Consider the following 21087-nt stretch of genomic DNA (forward strand, 5'->3'; position numbering starts at 1 on the left):
GAAGGGAATGGGAAAATTGAGAGGAGGAGAGACAATGCAATTCTTATATGTCGGTTATTACGATGCTGAGCGGATGGATGCTTTATCGAAGGAAGAGATCGATGCTTTGATGTCGCGTTGTGATGCGTTGATGAACACCTTCAATGAACAAGTCGATGTCCTATCAGACTGGCACCCGGGTCTTACGACACAAGCATTTTACTGGCAGGATGGGGTCGTACAGAAGAAAGTAGAGCCGGATCGAACGCATGGAGAGCAGATTGGCAGTTTGATTGTCTTTGAAGCACGTGATTTGGATCATGCGATGGAACTGGCTTCCCTTCATCCGACGACTCAAGTCGCAGAAGGGGAATCTTACGGTTGGCGCGCAGAAATCCGTCCATTATCAGGTACCTCTTGATGTATGGATTATGGACGACATTTACGACTCAAGCCGGACAACGCGACCACGTCATCGCCCTGTTACTTGAAGCTGCGGCTTCTTTAGAAACTCATCCGAGTTGTCTACACTACATCATCAGTAGTTCTGACGAACCGGATGTGCTACATGTCCGTGAAATCTGGACGGATGCCGCTGCACACCTCGCGTCTTTAGAGTTACCGGTGACGCGGCGTTTGATTACGCAAGCGCGTCCGTTGCTCGAGCATGTTGAACGCGTGCTCGAAGACCACCCGCTCGGTGGCAAAGGACTCATGTAAACCAAAAACCCCTCCTCTAGTCGAGAAGGGGTTACATGCTGTTAGGTTGTCGTCCACTGGATATCGATGACGTCCGACGCTCGCACCATCCGGCGCATACCTGTCGATGTGACAAGTTCAATCGTTCCGCGGTCATGAAAAATCGCTTGGATCGAACCGGATACCGTATCGAGTTGTTTTAATCGGACGTGGACCGTCTGTCCGGTCCGGACTGCACGTTCCATGATGTGTTGTAAGGAGAGGCGATCACGAACAATCGTCTCTTCGCGTGATTGATACAGATGTTCAAGATGAAGGATATGCTGGCGTGAAGTCAGTTGTTTCCACTTGCGATTCGATCGTTTTTTAGATGCGAACATGGCTGACCACCTCCTGAATTGAGTCGTACGCTAGATAGTCGTGCGCTCTGCTTCAGTTATTTCCCTTCACGAACAGTGCTTAAACACGTGCTCCTGACATTTTTTCACGAAACGCCTCGATTGCGGCAATCGCTTCTTGATCGTACTCGACCTCACCTGGTGCATTTCCTTCGGCAAGAATCGCTGTCTCAAGCGTCGCGCCAAGGAACGATGCGATATGCTCGAACTGCGTGACGAGCGCTTGTCCTTTAACGCGTGGATTGTCTCCTCCGACCGCGATCAAGTGGAATCGTTTCCCCTCCATCCGGCTTTTGAAGTCGAGCTCTTCGTCGCGTAGTGATTCGCTGAATCGATCGATAAATAATTTCATCTTCGTCGACATCGAGTACCAGTAAATCGGAGTGATGAACAGGATGTCATCGTGTTCAAGCATTTCTTCGACAATCCGGCGATAGTCATCGCCAATCGGCAAAAAGCCTCCATGATGACGGCGGTCTTCAATCGGCTGAATCGAGACGTTCGCCAAATCGACAGCAACATGAGGGATTCCTTTCAATGCTTGTTCCCCGAGCCATTCACTGTTTCCTTTACGTGAGCTACCAAAAATCGTATACATATCGTGCATCTCCTTTTGAATTCGATTGTTCTATTCTATTCCAAACTGCACTGTCAATACACCGATATGCTCACAATTGGTTTTGAATAAGGGTTTTGCGGAAAAAGACAAGAAGACGAAAAACAAATAGGGGAGGAACGGTCGAATGGAGAGAAGCACGCTCATTGCGCTAGAAAAACACTTATATGCCATCCACCTCGAGATGGATGGACTGGCGCGACTCATTACGAAACAATTGATTCATTTGAGCCAAGTGGCTGCATCCGTCGAACATTTTCGACGGATGAGCTTTGATATCTATAAACATCGGACGTCACTCGAGCAGATCCCGTCACAAGTCTTGTATGAGACGGCACTCGACTACGAAGACTGGCTCGAGGAAGAGTTTGATGAGATTCCTGCTAGCTGGCAACTGGCGACGAAAGAAGAGGAGGCACTCGAGCAGCTCTGGTGGTTCGAATTCTCACGAATTCAAGCGGAGCTCGAAGAATGGCTCAGTCTCTATCTGATTCGCCGGATTCGAGAAGACGTTCGTTACATGCCGCCTGTGATCGAGAAAAATGCCTATGCTTTATCAGAGGATGCCCGCCATGTCTTTTGGCGCCTCTTACAACGCTCCGTCGCGAAGCCTTCATCAAAGATCAAGGCGAACCAACTGTCATGTCGGATGGGCATCGCTGAGATTGCCCGCTGTGCCCGACTTAATCAAGACCGGACGCGTCGTGCGATTGGTGAACTAACGCGTCGTGGTCTGATTGCGATCGAGGAGGATGATGAGAAGCTAAAAATGCGGCTCCGCCTTCAAGTCATCTGATTGAAGGCGATGAACCGTTCGATCATACGTTCATCCCGACGTGCGGATGGACCGATCCAAATCAGGTGACCGGGACTTTTCGATTCAATGAACTGCGCGTGAGGAATGCTCCGTCGTGCGTGTTCCGCATGCTCGAACGGAACAGCACGGTCTGACTTCGAATGGACGATCAAGACGGGACACGTGACGGCTTCAAGCCGTTCTCGTTCTAAGTCTTGTGTGATATCAAACAAGACACCTCGCCCAGGACCATTTTGAAGACCAACCTCATATAATAACGACGCATCCGTCTCACTAATGTGGGTACGGATCGTTTCGCGTGGTAAAAGACTCGTCATCTCGACCATCCGAACCGCTGCTTCTTCAGGAAACTTACGAATTTTATCCTTCACATACGTCCAAAGCCCCCACTGGATGAACTGCAAAGGACGTTGTAAGACCGGTTGGATCAAAAGACGGTGATACGGCAGCGAGATCCGGTGCGTCATCGCACACGCTAAGACGAGGGCATGGACGCCTGGATCCATTCCAGCAAGTGCAATTGCCGTCGGTCCGCCGGCAGAGATGCCGTAAACGGTGTACTGTTCAATCTGGCGGGAAGCAAGCCACCCAGCGTAGAACGTTGCAAGCGCCTCTGGACTATCTGCGAGCTGAAGTGGCGTTCTTCCATATCCCGGACGTGACGGTACGATAACACGATATCCTGCCGTGATTAACTTTTCGACATGGTAGACCTCCCGGTAATCCGACTGCGTACCATGAATCAAAAGAATGACGGGACCGCTCCCGCTATCTCGGTAATCAAAACGCTGACCATTCCATTCTGCGATATAATGCATCCAAATTCTCCTATCTCTTAATTTTTACCATTTTATTGTTAATTTAATATTCATTTTCATGTATACTGTAAAGTATAACCAAACCATTGAGACTTAGGAAATGAGGATGCGTAGTGTCTAACGAAAAATTAACGAACCGTGACCGCTTACTTGCTGTACGAGAAATCTTCGAACGTCAGTCTGATGAAGACCATACGTTGACGCTTGAGGAATTGAGCATGGAACTCTCGAAACGAGGACTGATCGAGAAGCTATCCCGAAAATCGTTGAAGGATGATATTGCGGCACTTGCCAAATCAGGTTTTGACGTCGTGGCGGAAGAGACGAAGAATGGACTTGCCATTCCGTATCATCTCGTCAGTCGTCCCTTTGAGCATCATCAGCTCCGATTGCTCGTCGATGCCATCGCCAGTGCGAAGTTCATCTCGGAAAGTGAGACGACGTCGCTCGTTAAGACGATTCAGTCGTTGACGAGTGACAAGATGGCGGAGTCACTCCAACCGGTGCTACATACTGTCAAAAAACCAAAAGGAATGACGTCGCGCTCGATCGATACGATCCAGAAAGCAATTAGCGATGGGTTCGTCATCAGTTTCCAGTACCAAGGAAAGTTTAATGAACGGACGCGGAAGTTCGAGTTACGGAAGGATGGCGAGCATTACCTCGTTTCTCCGGCTCATCTGTTGATGGATAACGGAAATTACTATTTGATTGGACGCGATGAGCGGATCAAAGAGATCCGAACGTACCGGGTCGACCGAATCGTCGATTGTAAAGCGTTCGAACCGATGGAAGAACCGGTCCATGTCGAGCCGAGTTACTTAAGTAACATGTTCAACATGTACGGGGGAGAGAACGAGCAATTGACGCTTAAATTCCAGGAGAGTCTGATGCCAACCGTCGTCGACCGGTTCGGAACGGATATCCGCTGTCGTCGTCTCGATGATCTCTGGTTCGAGGTCAAAGTCGATGCGCTCTTTTCCGACGGTTTCATGATGTGGCTGATTCAGTTCGGCAACCAGGCGGAAATCATCGCGCCTGTCGAACGGCGGGAGACATTCAAGAACAAGGTGGCAGGTCTTGCGACGATGTACCAAGTCGAAACACCTGCTCTTTAAGGGCTGAAGCAAGGTTCACTTGACCGTGGATCTTGCTTTTTTAAATTGTCGAGAAAAAAACTTTTTGTCGTTTTTTGTCGGATATTCATATTTGAATATTTTAAGCGAATAGTTCCAGTTACTATTAAGGGTATCTGATACTTATGTAGGAGGAACGACATGCAACAGATGGAAAAAAGCCAATCAAACGGGATGCGGAAACTAGCTGCTTTCCTCTTCTTCGTTTGTCTATCCTATACATCGTGGTACTTATTCTCACTTTTTGTCTTTCATCTCGTGTTTCCAGAAGATGTCGTGACATCCTTAGATATCGTCGTGTTCGGATTCAGTCCGGTCGTCGCTCTTGTCGTCACCATCGGCTCGCTACGCTTGATCGAACGACGCATGAAACCTAAATTCACACCCCTTTTATTCATCGGATATACGCTCTCGACAAGTATCTTGATTTATTACGCGATCGTGAACGAACTTCTGCCCCGACTGTGACTTGCAACTCCCCAGCAATTGGCATATGCTACGCTTATAGCTTGCTAGGTAAGGGGGGATACGATGAACGCACAGTATATCCTCGACTGGATGCCGCTCGTGATTCCTGTCGGTGCCATCGTCTTTATTGTCGTCATTGCAAAAAAAGCTTCGAAAATCGATGCTGAAAAGTAAGGAGACTCCAATCAGGGAGTCTTTTTTTATTGGCTTCTGTTGGTACTTTATTCACGCGATTTCCCTATTGTGCAAAAACATAACGTCACCCATTTCTATGGTATAAAGGAACTAGGCGAAAGACCTAATATTAGGAAATCATGGAGGGACAGATGAGACAAAGAACCGTCATGACTTTACTTGCACTCAGTCTACTGCTTACCGTATGTATGATGAAAAAACCAACGTTGACGCCAAAAGCCAGTACCATCGATCTCACCATCGCCGTCGTCGGAACGGCTCCAATTCTTACGCAATCACCGGACTTCCACTCGATTGATCTGCAGGAGATCAAAGGAGATTTACGACAATACGACGCCGTCATGATTATGCCGGAGTACTTACATCAGGCAGCGGGACGTGACTATGCCACCGTCTACCGGAAGGCGCAGATTCCCTTTTTCTTTATCGGCTCTCAAAAATCCATCGAACCGTTTCTTGATCCGAGTCTATCCTATGAGGAAAGCATCTCGGTGCCGAATCCGACGTTTGCGGCTGGTATGCTCTATGACGATACACAAGAGACGACCTGGTTGTTTGGTGAGGGAATCGAACGACCGAATCGTTCAGAGCAACTGAAGATCTATCAATCGATCTTTCAAACGATTGAACAGAGTCACTTAGCAAAGTAACGCTTGAATGAAACAGACCGAAGCGCTCGGAAGTACATCTACTTCCAAACACTTCGATCTGTTTTTTCGTCAATCGAGTTGTTTCGTCGGGGCTAAGACGATTTCCCGGATGTTGACATGTTGCGGTTGCTCGAAGGCGAATAAGACAGTGTCCGCGACGACTTGCGGATCGAGTCCACCGTCAATCGACTGTTTCCATTCGTTGTAGCCGTCCTTAATCGCGTCACTTGTCGTATGACCGAGCAGTTCTGTCTCGACGACACCTGGTGCAATCGTCATGACGCGGACACCATGGGACGCGACTTCACCTCGGACGTTCTCACTCATCGCGTGGACGGCGAATTTCGTGCCGACGTACGCGGCGTGGTCTGCGAACGTCTTTTTACCGGCAATCGAGCTGATGTTGATGATCGTGCCGGTCTTCCGTTTCACCATCGAGGGAAGGACAGCTTGCATCCCGTGTAAGACACCGAGCGCGTTGACGTCAAACATCTCTTCCCATTCTTCCGCATCTTGTGTCTCGATTTGACCGAGTAACATCCGACCCGCATTATTGATGATGGCTTCGACCGGTCCGAACGCTTCCGTCGCGTCTGCTAAAGCAGCATCGAGGGCAACTCGGTCGGTGGCTGCGACTTGGCGAATCAAGACATCGTCTGAAGCAAGGCTCGCCAGACGATCAATTCGTCGTCCGAGCAATAAGACGCGGTACCCTTTCTGAATGAACGTTCGTGCAATCGCATGCCCGATTCCTGACGTCGCACCGGTGATGGCAATGAATCCTGTTTTCATGATATCGTCTCCTTATTTGATATGATAAATTGAAGATAACAGAGGGAAACCAATCCGAGAAGTACGCACTTTTAGGTCAGTCGGTTACCTTTTGGTAAGGGAGGGAACGGTATGCCGTATCTAAATGAGTTCGATGCGACGATGCGTCAGATTCAAGGCAAGTGGAAAGTGATGATCTTGTACGAGCTGCATGAGGAAGGTGCGGTACGTTTTAATACACTGGAGCGTTATATCCAGGACGTCTCACCGAAGACGCTGACACAGCAACTGAAGCAACTCGAACAAGATGGCTTGATTACGCGGACCGTCTACCCGGAAATCCCACCCCGCGTCGAATATGCGTTGAGCGAGAAAGGTGTTTCCTTGATTCCCTTACTCGATGCGATCTGCGACTGGGGTCTTGCGACGACACCACGCAACCAATTGATGCGCACATTATGCGACGAGGAAGCCCCCGCTCCATGAGCAGGGGCTTTTCGTTAGCGTTCGATTTGTTTGCGTACTTGACGGCGGAACGTCTGGATGTCGTAGGCCGGTTCACTTGGACTGAACTCAATCCCGTCAATCAGACGAGCATTTTGCACCGTATCCGGGAACTCGATCCGTGTCAGCCATTCAAGCGTCGTCTCTTCATGACGTCTTGGGAAGGCTTGCTCGAGTTGAGAGGCAATCTTCAGAAGCGGATGATGACTATGCCGCTTTGGCGCATGCGCCCGTACCTGCTTGGAGTGCTTGACGGTTTGTTCTCTTTCGATTGCTATGACTTTTCGCTTCCGGATGACATAAAGCGTAACCGCAACTAAGATCACGGTCAGAAGCGTCGTTGCGATCCAAATCCAATCCGGTGTTCCTGCCTGGACGGCAGCTTGCTCCACGTCTTGAACACCTTTGATATTCTCTAGCCCCATTGCCCGGTTCGTCATCGTGTCCGCTTCCCGACCAAGTGGTTCCGTCCAAAGGAATAATGAACCGAATGCTTCAAATAGCGGACGAATCGCACTCGTGACGGATCCGACGAGCGCTTCTTTCGTGAGCCGGAAGACGACAGCGATGATCAGCCCCGCGCTAAGTACGAGAGCAATCGTCGGGAAGATACGCCGCCATTCTGTCATGTAGGTGACGACGAATGGATACGCAATGACGAAGACCAAAATTAAAAATGCGCCAATTGGTGGTGTCACTCCCGGGAACAATACCATCACGACGCCGATGACCATCGCACTCGTAGCGTAACGCCACGCCGAATCGACCGTATCAAGAAACGCGGTCCAGGCGACGAAGACAAGGGCTAAGACGCTAGCTACGGGAGAGAGGAAAAACAAGGATCCCGCCACGAGTAACTGTAATCCGATTCGAATCGAACGATGTGGCACGAAGGCGAGTGCCGGAAGAGCGAGCGCGAGATAGAACGGAACCGGTAACAGACTCGCAAGGAATATCCACCAGAGAATCATGCGCTCACTCCTTTCTGCCGGTGACCGAGATGAATCTCCGCCGTCGTCGACGGCACACTACGTTGCAGTCGCTTCGTGAAGTACCGGCGCTCGAGCGGTAGATCGTATTCGGAAATCCGGGCAAGGCATTCCATCGTCCGTAGGAATTGATGTTTTCCCATACCAGACGGAACATGGTACCACTGACCGGATCGATTGACCATCGAAATCCAGAGGCTGTAGGAAGCCCCTTGTTTCTCGAGTTCACGGATGATCGTCGCGGCACGCGATAGTAGTTTCTCGAAGTCCGAGCGGAGGGCGAGTCCGTCTGCGGACAAGCCATCGACGATGACGGCATAATCATGGTTACGTTTCCGATCATATTGATACGAGTACAGCTCATTCGTCTTCGCATAAGCGGACCAGTAGATCGACTTCGCATCTCCGGAGTAGGGAACGACGGAGTGGAAACTCGAGCGATCGGTGAACGGACTCGAGCGATCAATCGTCTCACCGGGAATCATCCGCTCATTCCACTCGACTGACGCTGGTGCAAAGTCAGGGAAGACGTGACCCAGCTCTTGGATATCAAGCGTCACATAGGTTGTGATCAAATGAAACGGATCCGAGATCATGACGTCAAACGACTGAATCCGAATCGTTCCTCGGTGAGCGGCAATGACATCGATTGAAAACGGCACGATCGTCTGTTTGCTGACATATAAGTGTTGACGCCAAAATTGACTACTCGCATCAGGAAGCTTGATCTGATCCCCGAGCAACCCAGAGATCGTGATGCGACCGAGTGGTAACTTCGTTGGGTTCGACAATTCGAACGGTATCTGGATCGTTTCCTCTCGAAAAGCGCGAACCGTCTCAAGGAGGCGGACGCGAATCCGCTTCGCAACGTATTCGAGATAATACGGCATCACCCAGCCATATAATGTATAGGCGAGTAATAAAGCCGCAATCCAGACAGGACCATAGAGTCCCACGATGACGCCGCTTGCACCTGTCATCGTAAGAATGATGAGGTTAAAGCCTTTTGGTATGATCAATTGCATGATTACACCTCAGTCGGAACAGTGAGTGAATCGAGGACCTGCTCGACGAGACGTTCGTTCGATAGCTTCAGCGTCGCTTCGAGCGTTAAGACGAGACGGTGGGCAAGCAATGGCGTCGCCAAGTGCTTGACGTCCTCTGGTGTGACGTACGTCCGCTCCTGCATCCAGGCCCGTGCTTTTGCTGCTTTTAAGAGTGCGAGCGTCGCTCGTGGACTCGGTCCGATCTCAACGTCACGATGGGCGCGGAGTGCGTCACAGACATCAAGTAAGTAGTTTTCGACGCTATCCTCGATTGAGACGGCAACGACTTCCTCTTTCCAGTCATTGAGTTGTTCGAGCGGAATCTGTAGTTCGGCTGCTGTTAAGTGCGCCCCGCGTAATAATGCTTTTTCCGCTTGACGTGTCAGGGGAGCGAACGATAATTTGAACAAGAAACGGTCGAGTTGGGCATGCGGTAATGGGAATGTACCGTGTCCATCGAACGGATTTTGTGTCGCGATGACAAGAAAGTGTTGCGGTAACGTATAAGATGTATCCCCGATCGTCACTTGCCCTTCCGCCATTGCCTCGAGCAATGCTGACTGTGTCCGTGGAGTCGTCCGGTTGATTTCATCGACGAGGACGATGTTCGCGAACAGCGGACCAAACCGTTGTTCAAACGATCCTGTCAGCGGGTTGAACAGCTCCATCCCAAGTAGGTCGGTCGGTAACGTATCCGCTGTACATTGAACACGTGAGAACTTCGCTTCGAGTGTCTGCGCCAGTGCTTTTGCTAATGTCGTCTTACCGGTCCCCGGACGGTCTTCGAGCAACACATGACCTTCTGCGAGCAAGCCCATCAATAAATGATCAATCACATCGTCCTGACCAAGGACAGATTGTTTGAGTGATGTACGTAACGTTTGAAACATGGATGATTCCCCCTTTAAGATGCATCGTATTTCTAAAGTGTACGAAAATTCAGAAAAAACTGCTAGTGATTTTCCAGGAATCACGCATAAAGAAATACGTCTATCTTTTATACTACCAGTTTCATCCAAAAGTTTCGTAAAATATCAAAAAAATTGAAACAGGATTATGAAGTTACTTAGCGAATAGAAGGATATAGTCATTGGAATAGAGAGGATGGACAGATGAAACCACATACTACCGAATCGAACTCTACTCTAAACCAGCAACAGGATGTTGCTCACAGTCCTATTGACGAGTATCAACGTATTGTTGCCGGAGGACCTCCGAATCGCCGAGCCTTTGCCGCGATTCGTCGGCTCCCATTCGGATTACGTTTGCTGACGTATACGCTCGGTTCCTTATTCACAGCAGGCATCATCGCTGGTCTCGTCATCAGTCTACTGGGTTAAAAAAGACTCCCTCAGCGTTCTAAGGGAGTCCCATCATTCTTCAAAGAGATCATCCATCAAATCGGTGATCTCTTTTTTACGTGCGTTCGTCTCATCGCGTAAGATCCGAATCGAGCGCCCGGTCCAGTCGAGTCGGTCGCCAATCGTCGCCTGGCGCGGCAAACGACTTTTCGGTAATGTGATCGTCTCGCGGTCGTCCGTCTCGCAAATCGCTAGATCGTCTTCAAAATCAGCTAGGGTCAATCGCATCTGATGCACCTCCACGTCTTGTTATTCCGGTCGTAAGTCGGTCCGGTTCGATTCCTTGATGCCGTCACCAGTCGAGATATACTGGATCGTTCCGCTTTGATCGGTTCGATCAATCGTAATCCGTTCTGTCTTCAGCTCCTGTAAGACGGAGGGACGTGGGTGACGATAGGCATTGTCCTTCCCGGCTGAGATCAACGCTCGCTTCGGATCAACGGCTTGTAGGAAGGGCAGGGAGGACGATGTGTCTGCTCCGTGATGTCCAAGCTTCAAGACATCGGCGCTAAGATCGGCATCTGACTCGAGCAATTGTCGTTCCGTCCGGATCGGTGCGTCGCCCATGAAGAGGAACCGGTCCTGTCCATGTTCGACCCGCAGGACGGCACTCCAGCTGTTGAGATCCTGTGTCCCGTCCGTTAGGGGAGCAAGGAACGTAAAGCGTGCAGCTTCACTCGGTATCTCAAGACCTGCCTTAACCGACTTGATCGTCACCCCTTCGCGTTTGACGGCAAGGAGGAAATCGCGGTATGTCTCTGTCGTATGCGTGACACGCGGGGCATAGACGCTGTCGACTGGAAAGGCATCGAGGACGGTATCAAGTCCACCGATATGATCGGCGTCCGGATGTGTCGCAATGACTGCTGTTAAGCGTTTGACACCCAATTCTTGCAGGTAGCGGACGACATCCTCGCCTTTGCCGTTATTCCCGCCGTCAATCAAGATCGCGTCTTCCTTCGTCCGGATGAACGTACTATCTCCTTGACCGACGTCAAAACCATAGACCTCCATTTGTCCCGCGGTTGGGGCTGGGGGCTCTTCGTCCCGTGTCGTATAGAAGATGACGATCAGGCAGAGTGCTAACAGAATCGTTGATCCCCATTTCAACATGTCGGTTCCTCTTTCTCGAACAGATACAGCATGCCGTTACGCGGATGACCGAACCGTGGCCCCCGGTAACCGCGCCGTTTCAAGGCAGCACGCATCAAAATCATCATACCGCCATGCCCGACGAGTAAGACCCGTTCATCATCCTCGAACATCAGTTGATTCAACAGGACCTCAATCCGTTCATTCGCTTCCTTGATCTCCGCTTGAATCCGTTTGCTGAACGGGGCTGCGAGTCGACCGAGGACCGCCCAGCCAAGAAACGGTAACCGTAGATTCGACTGAATCGTCGGAAACGGTACTTCCCGTAGTAGATCCGTCACGATGATCTCTTTATCGTAGACACTCTTCGCCGTCTGGACGGCGCGTGGCATGCTACTGGCATAACAGACTGTCCAGTCGATCTGACCGAGCTCGACCGGTTGAATATCGATGTCTGACGTATCATACCGTTCAATCCATTTTTCAATATCGCTGGCGCTGATCCAGCCTTTCGTCGGGTATCCTTCCGTCACCCGGTGATGTCTCACTAATCCAATTTGTTTCATACTTCGTGCGACGGTCAAGACCGTCTCCCTCACTTTCATTCATCGTTTAGAGTGCGACGCGAATCGCGAGTCCACATAAAATCGCACCTAAGATACTGAGCAAGCTCCCGATGATGTAATATTCCGCAAAGCGGCGATCTTCAAACTGTTTAAAACGTGCCAGTGCCTTCAAAGCAATGATGAACCCGATGGCTCCGGTTGCGTTCGTGACGACGAGCAGGGTAATGATCGCCCGTTCGACGAGACCGATATAACGCCCGATTCCGTTTAATTCCGTCGTATAACTGCGCGCAGAATCTTCGACTTCATGTGTGACGGTCCGCGAAACGCCGTCTAATTGCTCCTTACGTGTCACTTTTCGCTCGAAATGCGCTTCGATCAAGCGCGGAGCAAATGGTGCGAGCATTAAAGCAATCCCGTGACCGAGTAACTCCGTCGTCACTAAACTAAAGCACAGAATCCACAAGACCTGCTCGGGTCGCGCGAACGACAACGACCAATCGATCGGGATGAATATCCATGTCAAAGCGATGATGGCAGCTATATGTAACGCTTGATCGATCCAGTACGCCGCCGCTTGCTTGACGCGACGTTTGAGCGGGGAGGCATCGAGTAGGGCGTGAAACACGAGAATACTTCCTCCAAGCCATCCGGCGATGTCGATGGTTAATACCCCTCGGATGACGAAGAACGCAAGGACAAGTAGCATCAGAGCCGCATGAACGGCAAGATGTTGGAATAAGATGCGTTGGTGTCGGTGTTTCAGTAGCGCCATCCGTCTCGTCTGTAATGGGAAATCAGCAAGTAGATGGACAAGTATAAGGCTAAGTAAGACGGTCACCGAATCGCCTCCCAGACTTGGAATTGCTCCAGTGCCTGTGTCAAGGCAGCTTCAAGTCGCTTCCGTTGCTTACGCTGCGAGCGGGAAACGAGTTTTGCGACATTCGCGCGGGCATCCTGTTCCTTAAAGCCCATCTTCAAACCGATCTCTTCATACGTATCATCCGGATATTGATCCATCAACCGGTGCAGTTCAATCTGACGGTCCGTCTTCCCGAAATACGCTGGATAGAGCATCTCGAGATAGCCATTCAGCAGGGCGGTCGGTAAGTAGGGCGGTCCAGCAAAGGCGATCCGTGACGGAAGCGTCTTCGCCAATTCCTGTGCTTCAAAGGCATGAATGATCGCACTGCCATTGGCTTCTTCGGCTTGGGTCGTTGAAATCGTCTCATATTGACCAAATCCGATCCCGATGTAACCTGGCAATTCTTGATTCAATAAGTGCAGCATGACCGGATAACTAACCGGATAATCCGCAAATACCGCCAGTAAGCTATCACCGGATTTGATTTGGAACGGAACGATACTCGTAGGAAATGCCGTATTCAGATCGTTCGCGAGTTCTCGGAGCGCTTGAAGTAATGCTTCTTTGCTCGGATAATCGCGGGAGCCTTTGACATCAAACGACAAGGCAACAGCTTGCATGACGATTCCTCCTGTTCATTTGTTGCCACAATCATGGAAACATTTGATTTGTTACCGTTAAAAAGGTAACATTCGCGGTGTTACTGTTATTAGAGTAACAAAGAATGAGGAGGAAGACCAACAGGACGATAGACCGATTTTTACACGACAGGGGGAATGGATGAATCTGACTAAAAGATCATTTTTTTATTCAAGTTAACATAACATATATTATCAATAGTTATAAGATTTTGTCTCATAATCAGGGTAAACTTAAGATAGTGAGACAAAACAAAAAAACACGGAATTAACCGTGTTTTCGACAATCATACGGACGTGTCCGTTCCAATCGATGAATCAAACGATCCAGGAATATATGATGGCGGCGTTCAAGTTGCGTGATCCGATCAAGTGGCAACCACGCGAAATCAAAGAAATCACCGCAATCCTGACCGTCACCAGCCACACAATGCGTCCAGCGGTTCTCTTGGCATTCGATGTGCGCATGGTAGAAATACGTGTAATGCACCCGCATTCGCTCCGGATAGCGCATCTCTTCTTCGCCGATGTACTGGACGGATGCTAACGAGAGACCACTTTCCTCAAGCGTCTCACGGACAGCCGCTTCTTTTGCGATTTCAGCATCTTCGATCGTACCTGCGGGGATCTGCCAATCACTCTCAGGAGCCGATTGTGGATGAAAAACAAGTAGTTCCCATCCGTTAGGTTTTTCCCGAGTGATATAGATTGCTACTTTTTCGCGACGTCTGAATTTCATCTTCATCACCTCTCCAAGGTCGGCAGATTGCACAACAAGCAGCTAAAGGGACGGTCCCGTAGCTGCTTGATCAATTGACGCTATAAGCAAAGCTGCGGAGACGCGTGACCCGACGCTTGTTCGTGACGAATCGTGACCTGACTATTTCTTCTATTGTAGCCGTTATTGGTCAGTGTTTCAATTTGTAAACGATATTTATAGCGATAAATCTCAAAATTCCGAGCATTCGTCTCAAAATTCCCCCTCTCCTGCCCCGCTAGATCTAAAAAAGCTCCCCCGTTATCCGGAGGAGCCTCGTCTTATCGTGTATACCAGTCGAGTAAGGGACCGAATTTCTCTTCATCGTAGGCAAATGAACCGTTCGATAAGCGGTCGAGGAACGATAACGAACCGATTTGGATCGTTTTCTCCTGCTCTTTTCCGCTGAGGACCAATTCTTTCGCTTGTGTGACGTCGATCAATGCTGAGACTTGGTGTGGTTTCGATTTCAAATCACGGAGCAACTGTAAGCCACGGAGCGCACGGCTCGAGACTTGGAACTGATCCGCGAGACGCATCTTCTTCAAGGCACCCCGTTGCGTCAAGAGGACGATTTGTGGTGCTTCCTTGAAGCCAATTGCACCCGCGACGACATCTTGATCCTTCAGGTTGATCGCTTTAACACCGGCAGCCCGGACACCAACGACAGGAACGTCGTCTTCCGTGAACCAGAGACCGAAACCGTTCTGTGTTGCAAGGAACAGCTCCGTTTGACCCGTTGAGACCTGAGCATACAAGACTTCATCGTCTGCCTTCAAACGAACACCTTGAAGTGGTTTTGACTTCCGCTGGGCGTTGTAGTCACTCAGTTTCGAACGTTTGACCATCCCTTGACGGGTGACGAACAAGCAATGGTGCGCTTCGTCGAACGAACGGACGAGATCTGCGGAGAGGACCCGGTCACCCGGTTCGAGTGGGACGAGGTTCGCGACGTGTTGACCGCCATCCTTCCATTTCGTATCCGGTAATTGGTGGACCGGAATCAGCAAGTAATTCCCGCGAACGGTCCAGACGATCAAGTGATCCGTCGTCATCGCTTGCCCTTGGAGCAACGGACGATCCTGTTCCTTCAAGTCCGGCAAGTCGTTCGAGGCACCGAATGAACGGAGCGACGAACGTTTGACGTAACCGTTTTTCGACAGGAAGACCATCGTTTCTTCGACAGCGATCATGACTTCCGTCTTCAGCTTCAGTTCTTCAACTTCCGCTTCGATCGTCGAGCGACGCTTGTCCGCGACTTGTTCCTTCAAGACTGTCAATTCCTTGATGATGAGACGATTCCGTGTCTTTTCATCGTTGAGGATCTTCTCGAGACGAGTGATTTCCTTCTCGAGTTTCGCAGCTTCTTCCTGCAACTCGACGATATCGGTATTCGTTAACCGGTACAGCTGGAGCATGACGACGGCTTCTGCTTGGCGATCCGTAAAGTTGAAGCGCGTGATCAGCTTCTCCTTCGCGTCCGCTTTGTTCGACGCAGAACGGATCAAGGCAAGTGTCTCATCGAGGACAGAGATTGCTGTCATCAAGGCAGAAACGACTTCCTGACGGCGTTTCGCTTGTTCGAGATCAAACGCTGTCCGGCGGATGACGACTTCCTTGACGTGTGCAAGATACGCATCAAGCAACGTCAAGACACCCATTTGCCGCGGTGTCCGTTCATGGATCGCGACCATGTTGTAGTTATAGGCAATTTGTAAGTCAGTCTGTTTGAGGTAGAAGTGTAAGACACCTTCTGCGTCCGCTTCCTTCTTCAACTCGATGACGACCCGTAAGCCGTCGCGGTCGGTCTCATCACGGACTTCAGCAACCCCTTCGACCTTTTTATCAAGACGGAGTTCTTCCATCCGTTTAACGAGATTGGCTTTATTGACCTCATACGGGAGCTCCGTGATGACGATTTGCTGACGACCACCCCGCAGTGTCTCAATCGTTGAGCGCGAGCGGATGATGACTTTCCCGCGTCCTGTCTCGAACGCCTTCTTGATGCCGTCAAGCCCTTGGACGACACCACCAGTCGGGAAATCAGGACCTTGCATGTGCGTCAACAAGTCATCGACGTTCTGGACCGTACCGGAAATCCGACCAATCGCAGCATCGAGGACTTCTCCCGCGTGGTGCGGTGGAATCTCGGTTGCATAACCAGCGGAAATCCCCGTCGAACCGTTCATCAGCAAGTTCGGCAGTAGTGACGGTAAGACGAGCGGTTCTTCCGTCGTATCATCGAAGTTGAGCGTGTAATCGACGGTTTGTTTGTTGATCCCGTCGAGAATCAGACTCGAAACTTTTGATAAACGGGCTTCCGTATACCGCATCGCTGCCGCGCTATCGCCGTCGATTGATCCATTGTTCCCTTGCATATCGATCAACGGGTAACGCAGTTTCCACTCTTGGCTCAAGCGGACCATTGCTTCATAGACCGATGAATCACCGTGCGGGTGGTAGTTACCGATGACGACACCGACCGTCTTCGCCGATTTCCGGTAAGCACGGTCGAACAGGTTGCCTTCCGTATGCATCGCATACAAGATACGGCGTTGAACCGGTTTCAGACCATCCCGGGCATCCGGTAAGGCACGATCTTGGATGATATATTTCGAATAACGACCAAACCGGTCGCCGACGACTTGCTCGAGCGACAGGTTCAGGATGTTTTGTAGATTAGACATGTTCGTTCACACTCTCTTTCGTCACGTGCTCATTCTCGATGATCGAGAGGTCTTCCGCGAGACCGAAGGCGACATTGTCCTCAATCCACGTCCGGCGGTGACCAACGTTATCGCCCATTAAGACCGAGACACGTTTTTCCGCAACAGCAGCATCGTCGATCGTGACCCGAATCAATGTCCGTGTCTCGGGATCCATCGTTGTTTCCCAGAGCTGTGGTGCATTCATCTCCCCAAGTCCTTTGTAACGTTGGATCATATAACCTTTACCGAATTTCTTCGTCGTTTTCTTGAGTGTCTCTTCGTCCCAGACATATTCGAACTTCTCCGATTTGCCTTTCCCTTTGGAGACACGATAGAGCGGTGGTAAGGCAACGAAGACCTTCCCGGCATCGATCAACGGACGCATGTAGCGGAAGAAGAACGTCAACAGCAAGACTTGGATATGCGCGCCATCGGTATCGGCATCCGTCATGATGATGACTTTGTCGAAATTACAATCCGACAAGTCAAAATCGGCTCCGACACCGCCACCAATCGCATGAATGATCGTATTGATCTCTTCATTTTTCATGATGTCAGCGAGTTTCGCTTTTTCCGTGTTCAAGACCTTACCACGGAGTGGCAGAATCGCTTGGAACGTCCGGTTTCGTCCTTGTTTCGCAGAACCACCGGCAGAATCACCCTCGACGAGGAACAATTCATTCTTGTCTGCGTTTTTCGAAGCAGCAGGTGTCAGTTTTCCGTTCAAGATGCTCGAACGTTTCTTCTTTTTCCCATTTCGTGCTTCTTCGCGGGCTTTGCGTGCTGCTTCACGAGCTTGCGCTGCGCGGATCGCTTTTTTGATCAACAGCGTCGCCGTTTGCGGGTTCTCTTCCAAGTACGTCGAGAGACGACGACTGATGACAGCGTCACAGCTCGTCCGCGCTTCCGGTGAACCGAGTTTCGACTTCGTTTGTCCTTCGAACTGAAGGAATTCTTCCGGAATTCGGATCGAGACGATCATGGTCAACCCTTCGCGGATATCATTTCCGTCAAGGTTCTTATCCTTTTCCTTCAAGAGCGTGTTCTTTCGGGCATATTCATTCATGACCCGTGTCATCGCCGTCTTCGCACCAACTTCGTGTGTTCCACCGTCGCGTGTCCGGACGTTGTTGACGAACGACAGGACGTTTTCCGAGTACGCATCCGTGAACTGGAAGGCGATATCGACTTCGATCTCGTTTTCCGTTCCTTCGAACGCGACCGTCGGATGAAGCGTATCTTTATCATCGTTCAAGTACTGGACGAATTCGCTGACACCGTCTTGGTACTGGAAGATATCTTGTTTATCAGACCGTTCGTCCGTCAGCGTAATCTTCAGACCTTTCAGCAAGAAAGCTGATTCGCGTAAGCGTTCCGCGAGCGTATCGTAGTTGTATGTCAACGTACTGAAGATCGAGCCATCTGGTTTAAAGTAAACGCTCGTTCCTTTTTGACGCGTCGTACCCGTTTCAAGCAACGTCGTCTTCGGAATCCCACCGTTTTCAAACGTTTGCTCATATTGTTTCCCGTCACGGAAGATCGTTACTTTCAAATCCGTTGATAAGGCGTTAACGACCGACGCCCCGACGCCGTGTAAGCCACCGGACGTCTTATAGCCACCTTGACCGAACTTACCGCCAGCGTGAAGGACCGTGAAGATGACTTCAGCAGTCGGCTTTCCCGATGCATGCATCCCCGTTGGCATTCCACGTCCATGGTCACGGACGGTGATTGCATTATCTTTATGAATCGTGACGTCAATTTGTTCCCCGAATCCTGCAAGTGCCTCATCGATTGCGTTATCGACGATCTCGTAGACGAGATGGTGAAGTCCACGGTGATCGGTTGAACCGATATACATACCTGGGCGCTTTCGGACTGCTTCGAGTCCTTCGAGCACCTGTATGGCATCATCATTGTAGTTATTTAAGTCTGTCGCCATTCATTTCACCTCAAAATTCGAAATTACGACGTCGTTTTTACAAACGTTCGTTCGTTATTTCGAGTAGTCTGTCTCTAATTGTAGGCATCTTCTTGCTTCCTGACAAGCATAACCTGTAAAGCGCATGAAAAAAGACACCTTCACGAACGGGTGAAGATGCCTGAAATCGTGCGGTGACTCACAGATATTGATGCTCGATTTTGATGCAACGATTCTCAATATATGGAATACCAGCACCAAGTGCGAGACTTTCTGCTTCGACACTCGAGAGACCAAGCTGATTCCAAATCATCCCGACGTCACCGTGAGCAACAGCATCTTTGGCGACATCCGCTAAAAACTCAGACCGACGGAAGACGTCGACGATATCGATGTGTCCTGGAATGCTTGCGACGCTCGGATAGACTTTTTGACCGTTCCACTCGTTTAACGTCGGATTGACTGGAATGACTTCGTATCCATGTTGGACTAAGTAGTCCGCAATCCAGTTCGCGGTCTTTCCGGAATCACTCGAGACACCGACGACGGCAATGCGTTTGGCATCCTTCAAATACTGACGTGCTTGTTGATCGGTAATCATCTAGAACTCCCCCTTATGAAAATAACTCTTACCTAACACTCTATACCCGAACCAAGATGAAGTATGCGAAATCGAGCACGTTTTCGACGTTTTTCAGAAATCGTCTTGAAATCAAATGAGTCGACCAATGACCCGTCGAACGACTTCTCGATGCAACTGAGAGCGAAATTGAATATTCATTCTTTTTTGATGATTTAGGTGACATAATACTATTATTGTTATTAAAGAGAATGTTGTAGCTCAAAAACCATAAAAATAGGCTAAATTCTCACGTGCATCGAGTTGATCAACGACCCGTCTGATGCGTTGTCGATGCAACTGAGGGCTCCCTGTCTGACAATTTAACGTTGCGTGAAATAACTATTTCACGCAAACAAGTGTCTGACGTACCAACGTTTGGTATACTACTACTAGAGGGGTGATTGTCGGATGAGTTTATTTAAAAATCTAGGAAAAACGATACATAAAACGACCGTTTCGGCTACAGCACCAGCGATTCCTGGTTATGAGCGGATGCCACGCTTCATTCAGTCCTATTTGGATCAGTTAGCAGCAAAACATTTCTCATTAGCAACGATGCGTCGCTACGTCTACGACTACGAAGCGTTCTTTCAATTCGTCGCTGCGGCGTCCGGTGAAAAAGTAACGGCGCGAGATATTCCGCTTGAAGCGTTCGTCGAGATCGATGCATCAGGAATCGAAGCCTATGCCGAATACCTTGCCTTAACGAAACAAAATGCACCAAGCGTGATCAACCGAAAGCTATCGGCGTTACAGTCGTTGTTCCGTTATTTGGTCGATACAGGTCAGCTGTCAGAAAACCCGGTCGCAAAAGTCAACCGACCAAAACAAGCGAAACGGGAACCGGTCTACCTGACGAAACGCGAGTGGGACGAATTGATTCAGTTGTTACCGTCGAACGTCGAGATGAATGCCCGGGAAGCGTCGCATTATGAACGTGATCGCGTCCGCGACGTGACGTTATTCCAACTACTCGGCTATAGCGGGATGCGTTTGAGTGAGATGACCCAATTGGTCTGGAATGATGTCGATTTCCATGAAAACACGCTCCGTGTCATCGGAAAAGGCAATAAAGAGCGGCTGATTCCACTCGCGAAACCAGCACGGATCGCCTTACGCAAATACGCGATTCATTATCAGATGCCAACGAGTGGCGCCGTGCCTGTCTTCCAAAAACACGGGAAACCACTCAGTCCACGGGCAGTCCAGCATATTTTGCAGCGGCACACCGAACGATTAAAACCGGTCCTACCCTTTTTAGAGCGCAAAAAAATTACACCGCATAAATTGCGGCATACGTTTGCGACACGTCTTGCGACCGGTGGGGTCGATGTTCTGACGATCCAGCAGTTACTTGGTCATGAATCCGTCGCGACGACACAAGTCTATGCCCATATCGGCGATTCGGAGAAAAAACGCGCCGTCGATTTATTCGATGGTGAACGATAATAACATTATGTCAACTAAAGGA

25 protein-coding genes are annotated in these 21087 nt (G+C 49.9%); 9 read left to right on the plus strand and 16 right to left on the minus strand.

Annotation, left to right across the window (positions count from 1 at the left end; translation table 11 throughout):
* Positions 1 to 34 precede the first annotated feature (34 nt).
* Together KNQ11_RS04835 and KNQ11_RS04840 are read left to right on the plus strand one after the other, a co-directional pair.
* Positions 35 to 400: a YciI family protein gene (locus tag KNQ11_RS04835; protein ID WP_214770093.1), complete on the plus strand. Its 366-nt coding sequence runs from the start codon at positions 35 to 37 to the stop codon at positions 398 to 400.
* Positions 400 to 699 (plus strand): putative quinol monooxygenase, encoded by a 300-nt coding sequence (locus KNQ11_RS04840; protein ID WP_251133487.1) that lies wholly within the window; start codon positions 400 to 402, stop codon positions 697 to 699. Before KNQ11_RS04835 ends, KNQ11_RS04840 begins: the two co-directional genes overlap by 1 nt.
* A 41-nt stretch (positions 700 to 740) precedes the next feature.
* Here the strand turns inward: KNQ11_RS04840 and KNQ11_RS04845 are convergent, their stop codons facing one another.
* Together KNQ11_RS04845 and KNQ11_RS04850 are read right to left on the minus strand one after the other, a co-directional pair.
* Positions 741 to 1058, minus strand: a complete 318-nt coding sequence (locus tag KNQ11_RS04845) for a hypothetical protein (protein WP_029341705.1) — start codon at positions 1056 to 1058, stop codon at positions 741 to 743.
* 79 nt (positions 1059 to 1137) lie between these two features.
* On the minus strand, positions 1138 to 1674 hold the full coding sequence (locus KNQ11_RS04850; RefSeq protein WP_214770099.1) for a flavodoxin family protein: 537 nt from the start codon (positions 1672 to 1674) through the stop codon (positions 1138 to 1140).
* Between the two features lie 145 nt (positions 1675 to 1819).
* Here KNQ11_RS04850 and KNQ11_RS04855 point away from each other — a divergent pair, with 145 nt between their 5' ends.
* Positions 1820 to 2488, plus strand: a complete 669-nt coding sequence (locus KNQ11_RS04855) for a hypothetical protein (protein WP_029341707.1) — start codon at positions 1820 to 1822, stop codon at positions 2486 to 2488.
* Here the strand turns inward: KNQ11_RS04855 and KNQ11_RS04860 are convergent.
* The gene (locus KNQ11_RS04860) at positions 2476 to 3327 is read right to left on the minus strand and encodes an alpha/beta fold hydrolase (RefSeq protein WP_050677940.1); all 852 of its coding nucleotides are present in this window, start codon (positions 3325 to 3327) and stop codon (positions 2476 to 2478) included. The genes KNQ11_RS04855 and KNQ11_RS04860 overlap by 13 nt on opposite strands.
* Positions 3328 to 3440: 113 nt before the next feature.
* Between KNQ11_RS04860 and KNQ11_RS16970 the strand changes: the two genes are divergently transcribed.
* The 3 genes from KNQ11_RS16970 to KNQ11_RS04875 all read left to right on the plus strand — a co-directional run bounded on the left by KNQ11_RS16970 (position 3441) and on the right by KNQ11_RS04875 (position 5776).
* Positions 3441 to 4445, plus strand: coding sequence for a helix-turn-helix transcriptional regulator (locus KNQ11_RS16970; protein ID WP_050677941.1), 1005 nt, complete (start codon positions 3441 to 3443; stop codon positions 4443 to 4445).
* 159 nt (positions 4446 to 4604) lie between these two features.
* Positions 4605 to 4931 (plus strand): hypothetical protein, encoded by a 327-nt coding sequence (locus tag KNQ11_RS04870; protein ID WP_050677942.1) that lies wholly within the window; start codon positions 4605 to 4607, stop codon positions 4929 to 4931.
* Positions 4932 to 5257: 326 nt separating this feature from the next.
* Positions 5258 to 5776, plus strand: a complete 519-nt coding sequence (locus KNQ11_RS04875) for a hypothetical protein (RefSeq protein ID WP_214770102.1) — start codon at positions 5258 to 5260, stop codon at positions 5774 to 5776.
* 69 nt (positions 5777 to 5845) lie between these two features.
* On the opposite strand, the gene KNQ11_RS04880 is transcribed toward KNQ11_RS04875, so the two are convergent.
* Positions 5846 to 6568 (minus strand): SDR family oxidoreductase, encoded by a 723-nt coding sequence (locus KNQ11_RS04880; protein ID WP_064299880.1) that lies wholly within the window; start codon positions 6566 to 6568, stop codon positions 5846 to 5848.
* Positions 6569 to 6679: 111 nt separating this feature from the next.
* Between KNQ11_RS04880 and KNQ11_RS04885 the strand changes: the two genes are divergently transcribed.
* Positions 6680 to 7033, plus strand: coding sequence for a winged helix-turn-helix transcriptional regulator (locus KNQ11_RS04885; RefSeq protein WP_050677945.1), 354 nt, complete (start codon positions 6680 to 6682; stop codon positions 7031 to 7033).
* Positions 7034 to 7047: 14 nt separating this feature from the next.
* On the opposite strand, the gene KNQ11_RS04890 is transcribed toward KNQ11_RS04885, so the two are convergent.
* Genes KNQ11_RS04890 through KNQ11_RS04900 form a run of 3 tightly spaced genes read right to left on the minus strand, consistent with a single transcriptional unit; the run spans position 7048 to position 9976 of the window.
* Positions 7048 to 8022, minus strand: a complete 975-nt coding sequence (locus tag KNQ11_RS04890; RefSeq protein WP_214770105.1) for a hypothetical protein — start codon at positions 8020 to 8022, stop codon at positions 7048 to 7050.
* Complete coding sequence (locus KNQ11_RS04895) at positions 8019 to 9065, minus strand: DUF58 domain-containing protein (protein ID WP_133207292.1); 1047 nt, start codon at positions 9063 to 9065, stop codon at positions 8019 to 8021. The genes KNQ11_RS04890 and KNQ11_RS04895 overlap by 4 nt, the downstream gene beginning before the upstream one ends.
* Before the next feature lie 2 nt (positions 9066 to 9067).
* Positions 9068 to 9976: an AAA family ATPase gene (locus tag KNQ11_RS04900; RefSeq protein WP_058265957.1), complete on the minus strand. Its 909-nt coding sequence runs from the start codon at positions 9974 to 9976 to the stop codon at positions 9068 to 9070.
* A gap of 222 nt (positions 9977 to 10198) precedes the next feature.
* On the opposite strand from KNQ11_RS04900, the gene KNQ11_RS04905 reads away from it, so the two are divergent.
* On the plus strand, positions 10199 to 10426 hold the full coding sequence (locus tag KNQ11_RS04905; RefSeq protein ID WP_050677949.1) for a hypothetical protein: 228 nt from the start codon (positions 10199 to 10201) through the stop codon (positions 10424 to 10426).
* Positions 10427 to 10459: 33 nt separating this feature from the next.
* Here KNQ11_RS04905 and KNQ11_RS04910 read toward each other — a convergent pair whose 3' ends face one another.
* From KNQ11_RS04910 to KNQ11_RS04950, 9 genes are all read right to left on the minus strand, one after another.
* The gene (locus KNQ11_RS04910; protein ID WP_050677950.1) at positions 10460 to 10675 is read right to left on the minus strand and encodes a DUF3006 domain-containing protein; all 216 of its coding nucleotides are present in this window, start codon (positions 10673 to 10675) and stop codon (positions 10460 to 10462) included.
* A gap of 21 nt (positions 10676 to 10696) precedes the next feature.
* The gene (locus KNQ11_RS04915; RefSeq protein ID WP_149428137.1) at positions 10697 to 11557 is read right to left on the minus strand and encodes a ComEC/Rec2 family competence protein; all 861 of its coding nucleotides are present in this window, start codon (positions 11555 to 11557) and stop codon (positions 10697 to 10699) included.
* A complete protein-coding gene (locus KNQ11_RS04920) occupies positions 11554 to 12105 on the minus strand; it encodes a histidine phosphatase family protein (RefSeq protein ID WP_035398499.1) in 552 nt (183 codons plus the stop codon). Before KNQ11_RS04920 ends, KNQ11_RS04915 begins: the two co-directional genes overlap by 4 nt.
* Before the next feature lie 46 nt (positions 12106 to 12151).
* Positions 12152 to 12946, minus strand: a complete 795-nt coding sequence (locus KNQ11_RS04925; RefSeq protein ID WP_214770107.1) for a DUF3307 domain-containing protein — start codon at positions 12944 to 12946, stop codon at positions 12152 to 12154.
* Complete coding sequence (locus KNQ11_RS04930) at positions 12943 to 13590, minus strand: hypothetical protein (protein WP_214723219.1); 648 nt, start codon at positions 13588 to 13590, stop codon at positions 12943 to 12945. The genes KNQ11_RS04925 and KNQ11_RS04930 overlap by 4 nt, the downstream gene beginning before the upstream one ends.
* A 286-nt stretch (positions 13591 to 13876) precedes the next feature.
* A complete protein-coding gene (locus KNQ11_RS04935) occupies positions 13877 to 14347 on the minus strand; it encodes an NUDIX domain-containing protein (protein ID WP_231681758.1) in 471 nt (156 codons plus the stop codon).
* Positions 14348 to 14646: 299 nt separating this feature from the next.
* Positions 14647 to 17052: a DNA topoisomerase IV subunit A gene (gene parC, locus KNQ11_RS04940; protein WP_214770110.1), complete on the minus strand. Its 2406-nt coding sequence runs from the start codon at positions 17050 to 17052 to the stop codon at positions 14647 to 14649.
* Positions 17045 to 19015 carry a DNA topoisomerase IV subunit B gene (gene parE, locus KNQ11_RS04945; RefSeq protein WP_035407952.1) on the minus strand — a complete coding sequence of 657 codons (1971 nt, stop codon included), beginning with the start codon at positions 19013 to 19015 and terminating at the stop codon, positions 17045 to 17047. The genes parC and parE overlap by 8 nt, the downstream gene beginning before the upstream one ends.
* Positions 19016 to 19193: 178 nt before the next feature.
* Positions 19194 to 19595 (minus strand): CoA-binding protein, encoded by a 402-nt coding sequence (locus KNQ11_RS04950; protein WP_023468336.1) that lies wholly within the window; start codon positions 19593 to 19595, stop codon positions 19194 to 19196.
* A gap of 429 nt (positions 19596 to 20024) precedes the next feature.
* Here KNQ11_RS04950 and KNQ11_RS04955 point away from each other — a divergent pair, with 429 nt between their 5' ends.
* The gene (locus KNQ11_RS04955) at positions 20025 to 21065 is read left to right on the plus strand and encodes a tyrosine-type recombinase/integrase (RefSeq protein WP_214770111.1); all 1041 of its coding nucleotides are present in this window, start codon (positions 20025 to 20027) and stop codon (positions 21063 to 21065) included.
* Positions 21066 to 21087: the final 22 nt, after the last annotated feature.

This window comes from Exiguobacterium sp. s39, assembly GCF_018618925.1.
Taxonomy (GTDB): Bacteria; Bacillota; Bacilli; order Exiguobacteriales; family Exiguobacteriaceae; genus Exiguobacterium_A; species Exiguobacterium_A abrahamii.

Bases quoted from the DNA above. Each gene is read 5' to 3' on its own strand.
- KNQ11_RS04855 (WP_029341707.1), top strand. From the start codon at position 1,820: ATGGAGAGAAGCACGCTCATTGCGCTAGAAAAACACTTATATGCCATC.
- KNQ11_RS04845 (WP_029341705.1), bottom strand. From the start codon at position 1,058: ATGTTCGCATCTAAAAAACGATCGAATCGCAAGTGGAAACAACTGACT.
- KNQ11_RS04880 (WP_064299880.1), bottom strand. From the start codon at position 6,568: ATGAAAACAGGATTCATTGCCATCACCGGTGCGACGTCAGGAATCGGG.
- KNQ11_RS04840 (WP_251133487.1), top strand. From the start codon at position 400: ATGTATGGATTATGGACGACATTTACGACTCAAGCCGGACAACGCGAC.
- KNQ11_RS04870 (WP_050677942.1), top strand. From the start codon at position 4,605: ATGCAACAGATGGAAAAAAGCCAATCAAACGGGATGCGGAAACTAGCT.
- KNQ11_RS04895 (WP_133207292.1), bottom strand. From the start codon at position 9,065: ATGCAATTGATCATACCAAAAGGCTTTAACCTCATCATTCTTACGATG.
- KNQ11_RS04900 (WP_058265957.1), bottom strand. From the start codon at position 9,976: ATGTTTCAAACGTTACGTACATCACTCAAACAATCTGTCCTTGGTCAG.
- KNQ11_RS04875 (WP_214770102.1), top strand. From the start codon at position 5,258: ATGAGACAAAGAACCGTCATGACTTTACTTGCACTCAGTCTACTGCTT.
- parE (WP_035407952.1), bottom strand. From the start codon at position 19,015: ATGGCGACAGACTTAAATAACTACAATGATGATGCCATACAGGTGCTC.
- parC (WP_214770110.1), bottom strand. From the start codon at position 17,052: ATGTCTAATCTACAAAACATCCTGAACCTGTCGCTCGAGCAAGTCGTC.
- KNQ11_RS04950 (WP_023468336.1), bottom strand. From the start codon at position 19,595: ATGATTACCGATCAACAAGCACGTCAGTATTTGAAGGATGCCAAACGC.
- KNQ11_RS04835 (WP_214770093.1), top strand. From the start codon at position 35: ATGCAATTCTTATATGTCGGTTATTACGATGCTGAGCGGATGGATGCT.
- KNQ11_RS04850 (WP_214770099.1), bottom strand. From the start codon at position 1,674: ATGTATACGATTTTTGGTAGCTCACGTAAAGGAAACAGTGAATGGCTC.
- KNQ11_RS04885 (WP_050677945.1), top strand. From the start codon at position 6,680: ATGCCGTATCTAAATGAGTTCGATGCGACGATGCGTCAGATTCAAGGC.
- KNQ11_RS04905 (WP_050677949.1), top strand. From the start codon at position 10,199: ATGAAACCACATACTACCGAATCGAACTCTACTCTAAACCAGCAACAG.
- KNQ11_RS04930 (WP_214723219.1), bottom strand. From the start codon at position 13,590: ATGCAAGCTGTTGCCTTGTCGTTTGATGTCAAAGGCTCCCGCGATTAT.
- KNQ11_RS04935 (WP_231681758.1), bottom strand. From the start codon at position 14,347: ATGAAATTCAGACGTCGCGAAAAAGTAGCAATCTATATCACTCGGGAA.
- KNQ11_RS04955 (WP_214770111.1), top strand. From the start codon at position 20,025: ATGAGTTTATTTAAAAATCTAGGAAAAACGATACATAAAACGACCGTT.
- KNQ11_RS04920 (WP_035398499.1), bottom strand. From the start codon at position 12,105: ATGAAACAAATTGGATTAGTGAGACATCACCGGGTGACGGAAGGATAC.
- KNQ11_RS04910 (WP_050677950.1), bottom strand. From the start codon at position 10,675: ATGCGATTGACCCTAGCTGATTTTGAAGACGATCTAGCGATTTGCGAG.
- KNQ11_RS04860 (WP_050677940.1), bottom strand. From the start codon at position 3,327: ATGCATTATATCGCAGAATGGAATGGTCAGCGTTTTGATTACCGAGAT.
- KNQ11_RS04890 (WP_214770105.1), bottom strand. From the start codon at position 8,022: ATGATTCTCTGGTGGATATTCCTTGCGAGTCTGTTACCGGTTCCGTTC.